This window comes from Actinoplanes xinjiangensis (genome assembly GCF_003148685.1).
Taxonomy (GTDB): Bacteria; Actinomycetota; Actinomycetes; order Mycobacteriales; family Micromonosporaceae; genus Actinoplanes; species Actinoplanes xinjiangensis.
Window position 1 is genome coordinate 38,108 of record NZ_QGGR01000008.1, and the last position, 17,676, is coordinate 55,783.

Sequence of the window (17,676 nt, forward strand, 5' to 3'; positions counted from 1 at the left end):
AACGCGTGCCCCGTCCACGCCGTGTCCACCCCGGAAGAAGCCTGCTCACCGCTGCCCTGCTCGCGTGCACCCTGCTGGTGACCGTCCTCAGTGGCACTCCGGCCCAGGCCGCCCCCGCGGGCCCGCAGCCCGCGGCGGTCCGGGCCGCGGAGCCGTACTCCGTCCTGGTCTTCTCCAAGACCGCCGCCTTCCGGCACGACGCCATCCCGGCCGGCATCGCCGCCATCAGGCAGCTCGGCGCCGACAACGGTTTCACCGTCGACGCCACCGAGGACAGTGCCGCCTTCACCGACGCGAACCTGGCCAAGTACCGCGCGGTGATCTGGCTCTCCACCACCGGCGACGTCCTGGACCCCGGCCAGCAGTCGGCCTTCGAGCGCTACATCCGAGCCGGCGGCGGGTACGCCGGCATCCACGCCGCCTCCGACACCGAGTACAGCTGGCCCTGGTACGGCGACCTGGTCGGCGCGTATTTCGCCAGCCACCCCGCCAACCAGCAGGCGACCGTGAAGGTGGAGGACCACGCCCACCCGTCCACGGCCGGGTTGCCGGAGCGCTGGTCGCGGTTCGACGAGTGGTACAACTTCCGGTCCAACCCCCGCGGTGACGTGCACGTGCTGGCCAGCCTCGACGAGACCACCTACACCGCGGGTGCCGGTGCGATGGGTGCCGACCACCCGACCGCGTGGTGCCAGGACTACGACGGCGGACGGGCCTGGTACACCGGCGGCGGCCACACGATCGAGTCGTACACCGATCCGGCGTTCCTCGCCCACCTGCTGGGCGGCATCCAGACCGCGGCCGGGCAGCTGGACGCCGACTGCGGCGCGTCGCTGACCGAGAGCTTCGAGAAGATCACCCTGGACAGCAACACCAGCAACCCGATGGAACTGGACATCGCCGACGACGGCCGGGTGTTCTACGTCGAGCGCGACGGCCGGGTACGGATCGTCAAGCCCGCCACCGGCACCACGGTGACCGCGGTCGACCTGGATGTCTTCACCGGCAACGAGGACGGCCTGATCGGCATCCGGCTCGACCCGGACTTCGCCGACAACGGCTGGGTCTACCTCTACTACGCCCGCAACGACGGTGTGGCCCGCAACCTGCTGTCCCGGTTCACCGTCGTCGGCGACACCATCGACCCGGCCACCGAGAAGGTCGTCCTGCAGGTCGACACCCAGCGCAACACCTGCTGCCACGCCGGCGGGAGCATGACCTTCGACAGCGCCGGCAACCTCTACCTGGCCACCGGCGACAACACCAACCCGTTCGAGTCCGACGCCTTCACCCCGATCGACGAGCGTGCCGGCCGGCAGGACTACGACGCCCAGCGCACCGCCGGCAACACCAACGACCTGCGCGGCAAAGTGCTGCGGATCCATCCGGAGGACGACGGGTCGTACACGGTCCCGGCAGGCAACCTCTTCCCGTCGGGCACCGCGCGGACCCGCCCGGAGATCTACGCGATGGGCCTGCGCAACCCGTTCCGCATCGGCATCGACCCGGCCACGAACACCCTCTACGTCGCCGACTACGGGCCGGACGCCGGTGCGACCAACCCCGACCGCGGTCCGGAGGGGACCGTGGAGTGGAACATCGTCACCGGCCCGGGCAACTTCGGCTGGCCGTACTGCATCGGCGCGAACTACGCCTACAACGACTACCAGTTCCCGTCCGGGCCGAGCGGGGCGAAGTTCAACTGCGCGGCGCCGGTGAACAACTCGCCCAACAACACCGGCCTGACCACGCTGCCGCCGGCCGTCAGCGCCACCGTCGACTACGACTACAGCGGCAACGCCCGCTTCCCGGAGATCGGCGGTGGCGGCGCCCCGATGGGCGGCCCGGTCTACCGCTACGACGCCGACCTGAACTCCACGCGCAAGTGGCCCGCCTACTACGACGGCAAGGCGCTGCTGGGTGAGTGGAACCAGTCGAAGATGTACACCATGCAGGTGACCGCCGACGGCCGGTCCCTGGTCGACATCAACCAGTTGCTGTCCGGGATGAAGTTCATCCGCCCGATGGACTTCGAGTTCGGCCCGGACGGCGCGATGTACATGATCGAGTGGGGCACCGGCTTCGGCGGCAACAACGACGACTCCGGCATCTACCGGATCGACTACATCGCCGGTGAGCGGGCACCGATCGCCGCGGCCGCCGCCACCCCGACCTCCGGGCAGGCGCCGTTGACCGTACGGTTCTCCAGCGCCGGATCCCGCGACCCCGACGGCGGCGCGCTGACCTACGCCTGGACGTTCGGCGACGGCGCGACCTCCACCGAGGCCAACCCCACCCACACCTACGCCACGGCGGGCGACTACACCGCGCAGCTGACCGTCACCAACCCCAAGGGTCGCAGCGCGGTGGCGAACGTCCCGGTGACCGCCGGCAACACCGCCCCGACGGTGAGCATCGAGTTCCCGCCGGACGGCGGCTTCTTCGAGTGGGGTGACCAGGTCCGCTACACGATCAAGGTCACCGACCCGGAGGACGGTGAGATCGACTGCGACCGGGTGCGGTTGCAGGTGCTGCTCGGCCACGACGAGCACGCCCACCCGCTGGAGCAGCACACCGGCTGCACCGGCACCGTGCAGACCACCCTCGCCTCGGGGCACGGCGCGGAGGCCAACGTCTTCGCCGTCTTCGAGGCCACCTACACCGACGACGGCGGCTCGGGCGGTGCCGGCCCGCTCACCGGGCGGGCGATCGAGCAGCTGCAGCCCAAACGCAAGCAGGCCGAGTACTTCACCGGCACCGGCCGGGTACCCGGCGGCACCGGCGCCGGCGACCCGGGCGTGGTCCGCGAGACCGGCAGCGACCCGGCCGGCGGCGGCCAGAACATCAGCCTCATCGAGGACGGCGACTGGTGGTCGCTGGACCCGGCCAGCCTGACCGGCATCGACTCGATCCGCTTCCGGGTCGCGTCGGCTGCCGCCGGCGGACGGATCGAGGTCCGCGCCGACGCCGCCGACGGCCCGCTCGTCGCCACGGTCGCGGTGCCGGGCACCGGCGGCTGGCAGACCTGGGCCGACGTCACCGCGCCGGTCACCGGCACCAACGCCGGCTCCCTGTTCTTCGTCGCCCGGGACCCGGCCGCCGGGACAGGGCCGCTGTTCAACGTCAACTGGCTGGACTTCCTGGGCCGGGGCGTCACCGAGAACGCGCCGCCGAAGGTCACGGCGGTCGCGACACCGGCCGCCGGCACCGCGCCGGTCACCGTCGCGTTCGACGGCACGGCCACCGACGCCGAGGGCGACACTCCTCTGACGTACGCCTGGGACTTCGGCGACGGCGGTACGGCCACGACGCTGGACGCCAGTCACACGTACCGGGTGCCCGGCACCTTCACCGCCACTCTGACCGTCACCGACAGCCGGGGCGCGAAGTCGTACGCCAACGTCCCGGTCAAGGTCGAGGCACCGAACACCTCCTGTTTCGGGGCCCGCTCGGACGACTTCCTCGGCAGCACGCTGGATCGTGACCGCTGGACGGTGGTCCGGGAGAACCAGCTCCACTCGGTCGCCGACGGGACGCTGCGACTGCCCACCGCCGCGGGCGACCTCTACGGCACCCGCAACGACGCCACCAACCTCGTCCTGCAGCCTGCGCCCGGCGGCGCCTGGCAGGCCACCACCAAGCTCACCGTGCCGATCACCGCCACCTACCAGCAGGCCGGTCTGATCGTGTACGGCGACGACGACAACTACGCCAAACTCGACCTGCTCTACAACGGCGCGCGCACGGTGGAATTCATCCGGGAGACCGCCGCGACTCCCCGCAACGAGAGCGGCGACAGCACCCCGGCGCCGGCCGGCGACGTGGTGTACCTGCGGCTGACCAGTGACGGGACGAACCTGACCGCGGAGGCCTCCGCCGACGGCCGGACCTTCACCCCGGTGGGCCGGGCCGCCGCGCTGGCCGGCATCGAGAACCCGCGCGTCGGGGTCTTCGCCCTCAACGGCGGCACCACCGCGCCGGTGGTGGACGCGGCGTTCGACTGGTTCCAGTTCACGCCGGACGCCCCGGCGGAACCGGTCGCCGCGTCGGACGAGTTCACCGGCGCCGCACTGGACAAGTGCCGGTGGAACGCGATCGTCCGGGAGGACCCGGCGACCTACCGGGTCACCGACGGCGCCCTGCGCATCGACGTGCCGAACGGCGACATCTACACCGGCAACAACACCGGGCCGACGAACTTCGTCCTGCAGACCGCGCCGGCCGGCGACTGGACCCTGCAGACCAAGGTCGACGCCAGTCTGCTGGACGAGCAGTACCAGCAGGCCGGGCTGCTCGTGTACGGCGACGACGACAACTACGTCAAGCTCGACTTCGTCGCCGACAACACCGCGGGCCAGCCGGTCAGCCGGCGGATCGAGTTCCGCAGCGAGATCGGCGCCGCGGTGCAGGACCCCCAACCGCAGGCCGGCAGTCTGACCTCGGCGGTGTGGCACCTACGGCTGGCCCGGGCCGGCAACACCTACACGGCCGCGTACTCGGCCGACGGCACGGAATGGACGACGTTCGCGCCGCTGACCAACGCCGCCGTCGGGGCGACCCCGAAGGTGGGGCTGTACAGCCTCGGTGCCGCCCAGACCGCGTCGAAGACCGTCGCGTTCGACTACTTCCGGATCAGCGCCGAGAACGCCGACACGACCGCGCCGGTGACCGGCGCCAAGGTGTCGGGCACGCCGGTCGAGGGCTGGTACACCGCCGGCGTCACGGTCACCCTGACCGCGGCCGACGAGACCGGTGGCAGCGGGGTGGCCGGCACCGAGTACCAGCTCGACGACGCCACCACCTGGACCGCGTACACCGCCGCCGGTGTGCCGGTCAGCGGTGACGGCACCCACGGGGTGCGGTTCCGCTCGACCGACAAGGCCGGCAACGTGGAGCAGGCCAAGTCGGTCACCGTCAAGATCGACAGTACGGCTCCGGTCACCTCGGCCCAGTTCGCGCCGGCCAACGACAACGGCTGGCACGACGGCACCGTCCCGGTGGTGCTGAAGTCGGTGGACGCCGGTTCCGGGGTGGGACTGCTGGAATGGTCGCTGGACGGTGGTGCCTGGACGCCGTACACCACACCGGTGGACGTGACCGGCGACGGCACGCACGAGCTGCTCTACCGGGCCACGGACAGGGCCGGCAACGCCGAGACGCTCAAGTCCGGGGTCGTGCGGATCGACGGCACCAAGCCGACCCTGCTGGTCTCCGGGTTGGCCAACGGCCAGCTGTACGGCGACAGCCAGGACATCCGCACCTCGTGGCAGGCGGTCGACCCGACCTCCGGCATCGAGACCACCACCGGCACGCTCAACGGGCGGCCGTACACCAGCGGTTCCCTGCAGGCGCTGTACGAGCTGCCACTCGGCCTGCACGAGCTGACCGTGACCGCGACCGACAAGGCCGACAACAGCACCTCGACGACGGTCAGGTTCTTCGTCACCACCTCGTTCCGGGACATGCAGAACCTGCTGGACCGGTTCAAGGCGACCGGACGGCTCTCCACCAAGGCACATCGGCAGCTGTCGACCAGACTGGACGCGGTCCGGGCCTCGGAGGCAGCCGGTGAGGACGAGCGGGCAGTGCGGCAGCTGGGCACCTTCAAGGCGCTCGTCAACGATGCCGCGCTGGTCACCGACACCGACGTGCGCGACACCCTGCTCCGCGACGCCGACGCGATGATCGAGCGGCTCGGCGGCACCGCGAGCCGGGCCGGGGTACGGGCGAACGACGGCAAACCGCTCCACCGCACCGGGCGACTCGCCGAGGACCCCACCCGGATCTCCCCGGACCGCCCGCTCTGACGACAGCGGTCCCGTCCCGTCGCCCGGGCGGGACGGGACCGTGCGTTGCAGGAAGGAACAGCTTGATGCGTCGTACCCGTGGAGCAGTCGCCGTCCTGGCCGGTCTGTTGCTGGCGCTCCTGCCGGCGGCCGGCCCGGCGTGGGCGCACAAGGGAAAACTCAAACTGGAGGTCGCGGGCGACGGCGCCACCGGGATCACCGTGCAGGCCCGCCATGCCGACGGGCACCAGCTGGACACGCTGGTCCGGCTGGTCCTCACCGCCACCGCCGAAGGGGGCCGGGCGGTCGGGCCGGTGCAACTCGAACCGGCCGGCGAGGGTCAGGGTTTCTACGCCAGCGGCCCGATCCTGGCCCCCGGCGAGTGGCGGGTGACGGTCCGGGCGCCGGCGCCGTACACCAGCGAGGTGACCGTCGGGGTGCGGGCCGAGGCGGCCCAGTCGGCGCCGGCGCAGGTCTCGGCGGCGAAGCCGGACGCAGCACTGCGGACCACATCCTCGTCGTGGTTGTGGCCGGTGGTGCTCGGCGTCCTCGCCGTCCTGGCGATCGTCGCGGGGGTGTGGTCGACGGTGCGCCGGCGCAACGACCGGGAGAACACCGGCAACCCGTAGCCTCGGTGGATGACCACATCCGGCTGACCCGGCTCCGGCTGGACCCCGACGGTCAGGCCGCGAAGACTCGAAGCCGGTTGATGAGCTCTGCGAGGTGGTCGGGTGCTTCCAGATGTGCCAGGTGGCCCTGCGCGCTGAGCTCGTGGACGGTCGCGCCGGGGACGTGGCGGGCGACGTCGTCGAACGAGGAGCCGTACGGCGATCGAGCCCGGTTGTGTTCGCCCACGACGAGGTCGACTCGTACGGCGCGCATGGCGAGCTTCGCCGGCTGAGGGGCCTGGTTGACGGCGAGTGTCTCGTCGTAGACGGGTGCGCTGAGGCGCCGCAGTTCGGACCATGTCGCCTCCTCGGCGCGCAGCGCTCTTACCGTCTCGTCGTTCATGCCGGTGACCTGCTGGAGTGCGACGGTGACGCCGGCGTCGAGGTCGGCGTCTTCCTGCGCCTGCTTCAGGTCCGGCAGGGCGCTCGCCCCGAACGGCGCCATGACCGGTTCGTAGGCGATCAGATGCGGCACCGGGAGCGTGTCGGCGAGGTGCAACGCGATCAGGCCCCCGTAGCTCCATCCGAAGAGCGTGTGGACGTCGGTGAAGCCGCGCAGGACTGCGGCAGCGTCTTCGACTTCGGATGCGAGTCCGTACCGGTCCGTCAGTGGACCGGAAGGCTGCCGCCCTCGCCGGTTGACGATGGCAACGGTCCGCCAGCCCTCAAGGCGCCGGGCCACCCCGGCCCAGGCGGCGGCGTCAGACATGGCGCCCGGGATCATGACGACGGCCGGCTCGTCCGGGTCGCCGTACACCTCCACGGTCACCCAGCTACCGCTGACCTGGACCTTTTTTTGAAACGATCGCTCCATAATCAGATAGTGGAGCGATCGCTCTAGAATTGTCAAACATGACGACCAGATCCGCGGGACGCCCCCGTGCCTTCGACCGTGACCTCGCTCTACGCGAGGCCGCACGCCTGTTCTGGCAGCACGGGTACTCGGGAACCTCCACCCGGACGCTGACCACCGCCCTGGGAATCTCGAGCTCCAGCCTGTACGCCGCCTTCGGCACCAAGGCCGAGTTGTTCGATGAAGCCGTCCGCACCTATGCACTTCGCTACAGCGCGATCTACCAGAGGGCCGTGGCCGAACCGTCGATTGAGCGCGTGATCGAGCGGGTGCTGATGGATTCCATCGACGAGTTCAATCGGTCCGAGGAGGGGCACCCTGGTTGCCTGACCAGCAGCGCAGCCATGGCGGACACCTCCGCAACCCTTGACGTGCGCTCCTACGTCGCCGACCTGCAACGATCTGATGAAGCCCGCCTTCGCGCCCGCATCGAGCGGGCCGTACTCGACGGTGACCTCGCCGCGACCACGAACCCGGCCGCACTCGCCGAGTTCGTACAGACGATCTGGCAGGGACTGTCGGTCCGATCCGAACTCGGAGCCACTCGCGAGCAGCTGGTCGACGTGGCCGACCTCGCGCTGACGCTCATCAACCTGGCGAGACACGCGCCGAGCGGGCAGAGCGCCCTTCACCAGCCGTAGCGCGGACGCGACCGGTGGAGCCTGCGGGCCTCGCTCTACCGGGCGTTCACCGAAGCCGAACGGTCCGCCACCGGCCCCGAACACGTCGACCAGGACCGGCACTGACCTTCCACGGTTGACCGTGGGGAGAAATTCACGTTCATCACCCCGGCGAGGGTTACAGAAGATGATCGTCACGCTACCCTCAGCAATTGAGCAACGTAGATCATCAATGCGTGGGAGGAACGACCGTGACTCGCGAAAGCCCTCGAACCATCCACGGCAAGGCCGAACGCGCTGTGCTACATCCGCCCGGCCGCCGCGCCGCCGGCCCGACCGGCGCCCGCGCCGCGTACCCCCTCCCCCACCGCAATCGACGACCTCCCCCGCGCCGTTGAACGCCACCACCGCCTGAGCTCTGCCCGCACGGCAACGGCCTCTCGACCTGGAGGAAGCATGTCCGAACCCGCCGACCCGATCTGGCCCGGCGTCACCGCCGACACCACCCCGCCGGCGAGCAACGGCGCTACGCCGGCCAACGGCGCTACGCCGATCCCGGGCCCGCGACCGGCACCCACCGACCCGCCACCGCGAACCGTCACGCCGCCGCGGCCGGAGAGCGTGAGTCCCGTACCCACGCTCGACGACCTGCTCGCCGACCGGCCGGCCCCACCGACCGGCCCTGCCAAGACCGGATGGCGCGCGGCGGTCGGACGAGCCACCGGCGGCCTCATCGCACCCGGACCCGGCCCGGCGGAACTGAACCACCGACTCGCCGTACAGTCGGTCCAACGCAGCCTCCGCGGCCCGAAGACGGTGGTCATCGTCAATCCCAAAGGTGGTGCCCACAAGACCACCGCCACGCTGCTGCTGTCCGCCACCTTCGGCGTGCACCGGGGCGGCTACGTCCTCGCGTGGGACAACAACGAGACCCGCGGCACCCTCGGCTGGCGGGCCACCCCGGCACGGCACACCAACACCGCCGTCGACCTCCTACGCGATCTGCACCGCTTCGACGAGATCCGCAGCGCCCGCGTCGGCGACCTCGACAACTACGTACGCAGCCAGGGCGATTCGCAATTCGACGTCCTCGCCAGCGACGAGGACTCCGCCAGCGCCGCCAGCATCGACGATGCCGCCTTCAACCGGATGCACCGCACCCTGTCCCGGTTCTACCGCATCCTGTGCATCGACACCGGCAACAACATGCGTGCCTCCAACTGGCAGGCCGCCGTCGACGCCGCCGACCAACTCGTCATCGTCTCCACCATCCGCGAGGACACCTCACAGAGCGCCGCCTGGCTCGCCGACGCCCTACGCGCCACCGGCCGCGAAACCCTGGTCGAGAACGCCGTCACCGTCCTGGCCGCACCCACCCGAACGCCTGACGCGGCGCTGCGCGACCGGCTGCACCGGCACTTCGGCAAGCTGACCCGGGCCGTGCTCGACGTGCCGCACGACCCCGCCCTCGTCGCCGGCGGACCCGTCGCCTACGACGCCCTCACCCCCGCCAGCCGCGCCGCCTGGCTCCAGGTGACCGCCGCCGTCGCCGACGGACTCTGACCCCCTCTCGGCCGGGTCCAGAACCGCCGACACGCCCCCACCGGTCTGGCGTCGCCGATAAACCTCAGCAACGAGTCGTACGGTGGCCGGCATCTCCCGCTGGCCACCCACGCTCGTCGACAGGGGCGCCTTCTCCCCGATGCGCGGCGGTGACGCTGGTGTGTCTCGTGCGCGGCCTGTCGATGCCGAAACCGCTGCCTGGCCCGGGGGCACACCGCCCGTGGGACCTGCACCGAGTGCGCCGGACTCGGCCGCAGCCACGCCGTCGCCGAGCTGAGCTGGCCGGCTCACGAGACCGGGTGGGCTTAGATCGACTTCTTCGAGTCCGCATGTCAGGCCAGCCTGCGTATCTGGGCCAGCCGCGCGGCCGCGTTGAAGGTTCCGGCCCGCACCTCACCCTCAAGGTCATCAATACGATTCTGCCCAGATAGCAGGTCGACCAACTGCACGGCCGCGGACACGTCGCCGGCGTCGGAGCGCTGCCTCAACTCCTCCTCCCGGCCGTGCTCGGCTAGCCAGCGGGCCAGCCGTCCGGCCGCGGGCACGTCGCCGGTGTCGGCGAGCTTCCGCAGCTCGTCCTCCCGGTCCTGCGCAGCCAGCAGGTCAGCCAACCGTCCGGTTGCGAACGTGTCGCCGGCGTCGATGCGCTGCCGCAACTCCTCCTCCCGGCCGTGCTCGACCAGAAGGTCAGCCAACCGTATGGCCGCCAACCCGTCGCTGGCGTCGGCGCGCTGCCGCAACTCCTCCTCCCGGCCCCGATCGACCAGAAGGTCAGCCAACCGTATGGCCGCGTTGTGGTCGCCGGCGTCGGCGCGCTGCCGCAACTCCTCCAGCCGGCCCCGATCGACCAGAAGGTCGGCCAACCGCATGGCCGCGAACACGTCGCCGGCGTCGGCACGCTGCCGCAACTCCTCCACCCGGCCATGCGCGGCCAGCAGGCCGGCCAACCTCAGAGACGCAGACGTGTCGCCGGCGCCGACTCTTTGCCGTAACAGTGTGATCGCCTCCTCAATCTGGCCTTGCTCTACCAGTAGGTCGACCGCCATCTCGTCATCGGTCCACTGCCGCAGTTGCTCCGTCCGGTCCTGCTCGGTCAGGAAGGTGGCCAGCCGCGTGGCCGCGTACTCGTCGCCGTCGTGGGCTCGCTGCCGTAAGTCCTCCACCCGGCCCTGCTCGACCAGCAGGTGGGCCAGCTGCGCGGCCGCGAGCGTGTCGCCGTCGCCGGCACTTCGGCGGTAGAGGGTGATGGTGTGTTCGAGCTGGCCGCGGCGTTCGGCGTTGTCGGTGAGTCGCCGCCGGTCCTGGGGGTGGTGGTGGGTGATCAGGGCCTGCCATACCTGGTCGGGAAGGGCTGCGGTCCGGCGGATGGTGCGGGCGGTCTGGTGCAGGTAGTCGGCGGTGAGGAAACCCGCGATCCGGCCCATCTCCGCCGGTACCGGGATCAGGCAGGACGCCGCGCCCTGCACCGGCATGGTGGCGTAGCTGATCGCCTTGGCGAACCAGTCCGGCGCGGCGGTGGCTCGCTGAGCGGGAGTCAGGTAGGCGGGTGCGGCCGCGGTCAGGTAGGCGACGGTGAGGGGTTCCTGTGCGCCGACCCGGCGCGCGTCCAGGGCCGCGGTGATGACCGCTTGACCGTAGCAATCCCTGGCCGGGCCATGTCGCCAGCGACGGATCAACTCCGGGCCCGCTGCCAGGACCTGCGTGACACCCGGGTCAGCATGCTCGAGCGCGATCTGGATCCGTCGATCGCCGACCAACTGCCCGGCACGGCGCCGCTCTTCTGTACTGAACACGCCTGGCACGTCGATGATCCGGGACAGCTTCAGAATCTCCCGGTCTTCGGCATGCGAGTCGTCTTCCCCGGACACCCGTGGCGCGGATCGGATGGTCACCTCGTCCGGCCACAGCGTTGCCAGCACCACCACGCCGGCGGCGAGTAGGTCTCGCATCAGTCCGGCGGGTAGTCCACCGGGCTGATCAAGGTAGCGCTGCAGCTCGTCCAGCCATATCACCGTCCGTGGCGCCGGGGCCTGCGCGAATGCGCGTACACCAGCGGCATCGGCGGGGTGCAGCAGCCACCATTCCGGCAGCACCGCGCGGGCCGTCTCAAACAACGCCCGGGTCTTGCCCACCGACGATCCACCGCTGAGCAATACCATTCCACCCGTGCCGGCGGCTGCGGTGATCGCGGTGCGTAGTTCGGCGTCGAAGTCGCGGGGCACGTACGGCGGCAGATCATCGGCATCCGGCTCCACCTGGATGCTGGCGTGCACCCCCAGCAGCCGCGGATCGGTCTCCCGGACCCGGCGTGCGTCGGCGGGCCGACGCAGGTGCCGCGTTCTCACCCGTTCCCACGCCGCCAGCCACGGATCCTGATCAGGTCCGTGGACGCCGCACACCGTCAGGAACGTGATCACCGTGTCCGGCCCCGGCACCGACTCCGCCTTACTCACCAGGGAGTTGAGGGTGGCCTTGGACAGCGCAGGCCGCCGTCCCTCACGGGGTGGCAGCTTTTGCGCAGCTTTGATCAACTCGGTGTAGGAGCGGATTCCGCGCAGCTCGTCGAACGCTGCCGCGAGCTCCGGCAGCGTGTGAACCGTTGTCGGATCGAGGCTGTGGCTGCTGTTCGGTGGCTGTTCGGCGAACACCATCCGTCCAACCTAGACCGTGCAGCCCACCGCGATACCTGACCAGCCGTCCACCGACACTGGCTCCCGCTATCCGGTTCGGCTTGGTTCACAGGCGTCGATGAACACCTTGACCTGCTGCTTCAGTGGATCCGTACGAGGGGCCCGGCCGGCCACCCCGCCCTCCACTGAAGCGGGAGCACCCCATGATCGACTGGACCACCGTCGCGCAGACCATCGGCGACCTGCTCGAGTTCGCCGCCGCCACCATCACCCTGATCGCCGTCCTCGCCCAGGAAGACGAGCGGTGACGATGAGGGGCCGGGCCCACAGGCCCGGCCCTTCGTCGGCCCGGATCCTCACCCGCCCCGCAAGGATCAGGTCTGTCGGGGGGAATCATGGGTTTCGTCGGCGGCGACGTCACTACCGTGAATCCCGGCGGCAGTGTCTGCTGGAGGAAGGAACGTCCTGATGGCGACTGATCATGTATTGGTCCTGACCACGGCCCCGTCCGAGGAGGAAGGCCGTCGGCTCGCTCGCGAGCTGGTCGACGCGCGGCTCGCTGCATGCGTACAGATGAGCTCTCAGATTCGGTCGGTCTACCGGTGGAAGGGTGAGGTCTACGACGAGCCGGAATGGCAGCTGTGGATCAAGACCGCCTCCGACAAGGTCGAAGATCTCATGGCGTGGCTTCCCGAGCATCACAGCTACGAGGTCCCCGAACTGATCGTCCTGCCCATCACCGGCGGGTGGAGCCCCTACCTCGACTGGATCACTGCGGAAACCCGAGCCTGAGCCTTCTCGCTCTGCGTCGCCGATGCCATGGAGGGCCGACTGCCCCGCCCGCGCCGGGGGCCGTACTACCGGCAAAGACCTGGCTGATGGCCCCACCGGGACTTTTCTCTGCGGTCCGCGCCTGATCACCGTGTGTGGCCATGAATTCGAGGGTGAGGACCCCGGGCCCTGGCGTTCAGCCTGTTCACCAGCGCACCAGCCATTGAGGCGAGACTTCCCTCCTCATGCCCGACCAGGCCTGAAAAGTGTTCACTCGCGCGCGGTGAACACCGTCCGAGGGGCGTCTTCTGGTGTCACCGCCAGGAACTCACCGGAGGACGCCATGTACAACATGCTCACTACCCGTAGCTGTCAGTTCGGATCCAGGAAGTTGCCCGGATCGGACGACGCCGCACCGATCGTCGATCGAGCGGCGGCACGCGGATGACCATCGGGGCCTGCAGCCCTCTCGCCGGCCGGCCTCGTCGCCTCGGATGCGGCCCGCACCGGGGGCACCGCCTGGCCCAGGCCCGGCTGGACCATGCCGGGCTGATCGCGGACTAGCGCTGTAGTCCCCCACGGGCATTGCACCAACCCCAGCCCTGCCCAGGCGCACCCGAACCACGCCTACCGAGGGGAGGCAACACCCTAAATACATAAATGTCTGTCTATCTAGCTTGGACCGGAAGGTCACCCGCAGTTCGCCGGACCCATCCGCCACCAGAAAGGAAGCTTCACATGCGCAGCTCAGCCCGACTCCTCCTCGCCACCGCAATCACCCTCGGCGGTCTACTCGCACCCGCCTCCGCAGTAGCGGCACCGCCCGTCATCGGCGGTGCACGAGCCAGCCAGGACTACCCGTTCATGGTCTATGCATCCGGCTGCACCGGCACGCTGATCAAAGCGAACTGGGTTGTGACCGCCGAGCACTGCCGCACACCTCGTACGGTCCGCGTGGGCAGCATCGACCGAGCCACCGGCGGCACCGTCGTCGCGGTTCGCCGTGAGGTCGTCCACCCCCGCATCGACGTCAAACTCCTGGAACTCGCCACCCCGGTGCCCTATGTCCCCGCACCGATCCCGACCACATCCGGTGCTGTCGGCACCGTGACCCGCATCATCGGCTGGGGCCAGACCTGTCCCACCCGAGGCTGTGGATCGCTCCCTCGCATCGCCAACGAACTCGACACCTCGATCCTCGCGGACGACCACTGCCTCGACATCGACGCCGCCCGTGAGATCTGCACCGCCAACCCCCGCAACACCACCGGCGCCTGCTACGGCGACTCCGGAGGACCCCAGGTACGCCTGATCGACGGCCGCTGGGCACTGATCGGCGTGACCAGCCGGGCCGGCAACAACAGCCCCGTCTGCGCGACAGGCCCGTCCATCTACGGTGACCTGCCATCCATCCGCCCCTGGGTGAACACCCAGACCGGCGGCCTGCCAGCCTGATTCACAGGCGCCCGGCGCGGGTTGATCAGAACCTGATCAGCCCGCGCCGGCGATGGTTCGAGGCCCCGGTCGGCCACGCTGTCGGTAGAGCCTGCCCGCAGAATCCGTCCGGTCGGGCACCAGATCGGCGCCTGGACGACCTGCCGGCATTCGCCGAACCTGGAGTCTGGAGCGTGCGGGTTCGCCGCTGAAGATCCCTACCCTGGATCCATGAGCTTCCCGCGCCGGCATCTGCGGATCTTGCCGTCCCGCTTCGTCATCGACCACCACAGCGAGCGCTCGTCACCACTCGACGACTCCTGGTTCGCGGCAGTCCGCGGGCCCGAAGGACTCACCGTCATCCGAACGATCGAGGATGGTCAGTCCGATTCGGCGGCGGAGCATTGGCTCGGGTTGTACGGGGACGATCCGCACGACCTCGATCTGCCGGGCATGCTGGCGGCCGTCGTGGCACCACTGGGCGCGGCGGCCATCCCGGTCTTCGTCGCCTCGACCTTCCATTCCGATCTGGTCCTCGTCCCCGAGAATCGCCTCGCTGAGGCTCTGGGCGTCCTCGACGCCGCCGGTCACACGGTCGATGCATCCTCGTGACCGGGTGAGCGGAGGCCCGGTCCCGGGTGCGTCGAATTCGCCTACCGTCTCAAACCCGGAACCGGTCGACGATCCGGCGCAGGTCGGTCGACATCCCGGCGAGCTGGGTAGCGGCCTTGTCGGCCTCGGCGACGCCGACCGTGGTGAGCTGCACCGACGTGGCCACGCCGGAGATCGTGTCGGCGACCCGGGTACCGGCCTGGGCGGCTTCGGTGACGTTGCGGCTCATCTCGTTCGTGGTCACGGTCTGCTCCTCCACCGCGGAGGCGATGGTGGTCTGGAACTCGTTGATCCGGCCGATGATCTCGCTGATCTCCTCGATGGCGGTGATCGCGCCGGCGGTGTCGGACTGGATCGCCGCGACCCGGGTACCGATGTCCTCGGTGGCTCGTGCGGTCTCCTGGGACAGCTCCTTGACCTCGCTGGCCACCACCGCGAAGCCCTTGCCCATCTCACCGGCGCGGGCCGCCTCGATGGTGGCGTTGAGCGCGAGCAGGTTCGTCTGCTCGGCGATCGCGGTGATGGTCTTGATCACCTCGCCGATCTCCGCCGACGACGCACCCAGTTTGGCCATCACCTCGCTGGTGTTCAGGGTGACCTCGACCGCCCGGTTCGCCACGTGCACGGCCTGGGTGGCGCTCTCACTGATCTCCCGGATCGACGCGCCCATCTCCTCGGACCCGGCCGCGACGGTCTGGATGTTCAGCGACATGGTCGCCGCCGATTCGGCCACGGTCGCGGCCTGCTGGGCGCCCCGCTCGGCGTTGCCGGAACTCTGCCGGCTGGTCTCGGCGAGCGCGCTGGCCTCCCGGGCCAACGACTCGGAATGGGTGGCGAGGTCGGCGACGGTCTGGCGCAGTGAGCTGGTCGCGGCCCGTAGCGAGTCGGCCATGTGGCCGAGTTCGTCGCGCTGCCGTACGTCCGGGTCACCGGAGAGATCACCCTCGGCGACCTGATCCAGGACCCGGCTGACCTTGCGCAGCGGCACGATGATCAGCCGCGCGACGTAGAGCGCGCTCGCTACCCCCAGGAGCAGGGCCACGCCGAGCGCGACGATCACCAGAGTGCGGGTACGGGTCACCGCCTGGTCGAAGCCTTTGCCGGCCAGCATCGCCTGGTTGGCCGAGGAGATCTCCTCGGTCAGCAGCCCTTCGTACACCTTGCGCAGGTCGCGATTCGCTCCCAGTGCCAGGTCGGTCGCGGCCGCGGGTGTGCTCTTGTAGAGGTCGAACTCTGACTTGACGGCCTCGAACCAGGTGTCGCTGGCCGCCTCGATCGCGTCGACCTTGGCGCCCTCACCAGCGGCGACCTCACGGGCCGCAGCGAACGACGCGTCGACCTTCTCCTGCCGGCCGAGCGCCTCGGTGGCGAATTTCTCGTCGCCTTCGAGGAGATAGCCGCGCTCGTCGTTGGCGGCGGCTTTGAGTGACAGCGCCGCGTCGTTCAGGTTGGTGATATAGGGCATCATCTGGCCGGCCTCGGCGTTGCGGGTGCTCGCCATGTCGTTGATCCCGGCCACGCTCAACACACCGGTCACCACCGTCCCGGCGATCGCCACTCCGGCCACCGCGAGCACCTTGGTGGAGACCTTCCGGTCCCGGCACCACTGACCCAATCCACGAGCTGCAGTCACTTTCGACCTCCCGTCTGCTATTGCCTGTTCGGCACGGGAGTTGCCGCAACTGAGCCGGTTGGAGACATGTTCATCTCCGGGGGGACCCGTTGTGCCGATGTGGCGTTTCCGTCACGCTCGCATCGGGGTCAGTTCCACTCGCTGGGCCAGTTCGGCGATGGCGTCGCGGTGGCCGGTTCCCAGGCCGTGGCGGGTGACGTTGAGAGCGCCGGCGGCGGCACCGGTGCGAACGGCGTCCCGGAGGTCTCCGCCCTGGGCCATCACGGAGGCAATGCCGGCGGTCATGGAGTCGCCCGCGCCGCGGTGATCCACGGCCTGTAGCGGTGGCAGGCAGACGAGAAGTGCCTCATCGTCGATCAGGGCGATACCGGGGCGCTCGGCCCGGCTGATCAGCACGGCCCCGGCGCCCTCCTCGCGTAGCCGGTGCGCCGCTTCGAGGAGCGCCTCGTCGCTGTCGTCGGTGGCGCGCCCGGCTTCGATCAACTCGTCGTGACCGACCTTCAGGAACGTGACACCGCCGGCCAGCACGGCGGTCAGATGGTCGCCGGAGAGATCGGCGACGACACTCGTGCCATGGGCGTTCAGGTCGGTGGCCAGCCGCCGGTACACGTCCGGGCGTACCACCCGCGGTCCGGCCGCACCGCTGAGCAGGGCCACCCGGGCTCGCAGACCCTCGGCGAGCGCGTTGGTGTACAGCTCGTCGAGGTCGTGGCGGCCCAGTGGGACACCGGGATGCTCGACGACGGCTGTCCGTTGTCCATCGCGGCGGTCGTGTACGTACCATCCGCTGTCGGTCTCGCGCGTGACCGTACGCACCCGAAGGTTCTCATGTTTCAGCAGTCCCGTGATGACGGTCCCGATCTCGCCGCCGACAGCCGCACAAAGGGTGACCGACGCTCCTAGCGCGGAGCACATCCGTGCCTGCCAGATACCCTGCCCACCGGGGTGAACGTGTAGTTCCGGCGCTTCGCCCTGCTGCTCGATGGTGACGGTGAGCTGCGGGACCGGCGCGAAGACCATGATGGTGCCCTCGTCATCCACCACCGGCCAGTACCCGGCCCCCGCCTGCTCAACATGACGCTCCGGTGAACATCACCCGGCTGACG

Annotated in this window: 11 protein-coding genes; 7 read left to right on the forward strand and 4 right to left on the reverse strand. The window is 69.8% G+C overall.

The window, feature by feature from the left end; all coding sequences use genetic code 11:
- Window positions 1-5 precede the first annotated feature (5 nt).
- Window positions 6-5,807 carry a ThuA domain-containing protein gene (locus tag BC793_RS19125; protein ID WP_239170160.1) on the forward strand — a complete coding sequence of 1,934 codons (5,802 nt, stop codon included), beginning with the start codon at window positions 6-8 and terminating at the stop codon, window positions 5,805-5,807.
- A gap of 65 nt (window positions 5,808-5,872) precedes the next feature.
- Window positions 5,873-6,415, forward strand: coding sequence for a hypothetical protein (locus BC793_RS19130; RefSeq protein ID WP_109594111.1), 543 nt, complete (start codon window positions 5,873-5,875; stop codon window positions 6,413-6,415).
- A 52-nt stretch (window positions 6,416-6,467) separates the two neighbouring features.
- Here BC793_RS19130 and BC793_RS19135 read toward each other — a convergent pair whose 3' ends face one another.
- Window positions 6,468-7,268, reverse strand: coding sequence for an alpha/beta fold hydrolase (locus BC793_RS19135; protein WP_109594113.1), 801 nt, complete (start codon window positions 7,266-7,268; stop codon window positions 6,468-6,470).
- 38 nt (window positions 7,269-7,306) lie between these two features.
- Between BC793_RS19135 and BC793_RS19140 the strand changes: the two genes are divergently transcribed.
- Both BC793_RS19140 and BC793_RS19145 read left to right on the forward strand, forming a co-directional pair.
- On the forward strand, window positions 7,307-7,948 hold the full coding sequence (locus tag BC793_RS19140; RefSeq protein WP_109594115.1) for a TetR/AcrR family transcriptional regulator: 642 nt from the start codon (window positions 7,307-7,309) through the stop codon (window positions 7,946-7,948).
- Window positions 7,949-8,383: 435 nt separating this feature from the next.
- A complete protein-coding gene (locus BC793_RS19145; RefSeq protein ID WP_239170161.1) occupies window positions 8,384-9,490 on the forward strand; it encodes a MinD/ParA family ATP-binding protein in 1,107 nt (368 codons plus the stop codon).
- A 332-nt stretch (window positions 9,491-9,822) separates the two neighbouring features.
- Here the strand turns inward: BC793_RS19145 and BC793_RS19150 are convergent, their stop codons facing one another.
- Entirely contained in the window at window positions 9,823-12,141 is a 2,319-nt protein-coding gene (locus BC793_RS19150; RefSeq protein WP_109594117.1) for a YbbN family protein, read from the reverse strand.
- Between the two features lie 447 nt (window positions 12,142-12,588).
- Between BC793_RS19150 and cutA the strand changes: the two genes are divergently transcribed.
- From cutA to BC793_RS19165, 3 genes are all read left to right on the forward strand, one after another.
- A complete protein-coding gene (cutA, locus tag BC793_RS19155) occupies window positions 12,589-12,912 on the forward strand; it encodes a divalent-cation tolerance protein CutA (RefSeq protein ID WP_109594119.1) in 324 nt (107 codons plus the stop codon).
- 717 nt (window positions 12,913-13,629) lie between these two features.
- Complete coding sequence (locus tag BC793_RS19160) at window positions 13,630-14,346, forward strand: S1 family peptidase (RefSeq protein WP_109594121.1); 717 nt, start codon at window positions 13,630-13,632, stop codon at window positions 14,344-14,346.
- A 210-nt stretch (window positions 14,347-14,556) separates the two neighbouring features.
- Window positions 14,557-14,937 carry an ACT domain-containing protein gene (locus BC793_RS19165; RefSeq protein ID WP_109594123.1) on the forward strand — a complete coding sequence of 127 codons (381 nt, stop codon included), beginning with the start codon at window positions 14,557-14,559 and terminating at the stop codon, window positions 14,935-14,937.
- A 49-nt stretch (window positions 14,938-14,986) separates the two neighbouring features.
- Here the strand turns inward: BC793_RS19165 and BC793_RS19170 are convergent, their stop codons facing one another.
- On the reverse strand, window positions 14,987-16,570 hold the full coding sequence (locus BC793_RS19170) for a methyl-accepting chemotaxis protein (protein ID WP_146246336.1): 1,584 nt from the start codon (window positions 16,568-16,570) through the stop codon (window positions 14,987-14,989).
- Window positions 16,571-16,681: 111 nt separating this feature from the next.
- Window positions 16,682-17,614, reverse strand: coding sequence for a 1-phosphofructokinase family hexose kinase (locus BC793_RS19175; protein ID WP_307784576.1), 933 nt, complete (start codon window positions 17,612-17,614; stop codon window positions 16,682-16,684).
- Window positions 17,615-17,676: the final 62 nt, after the last annotated feature.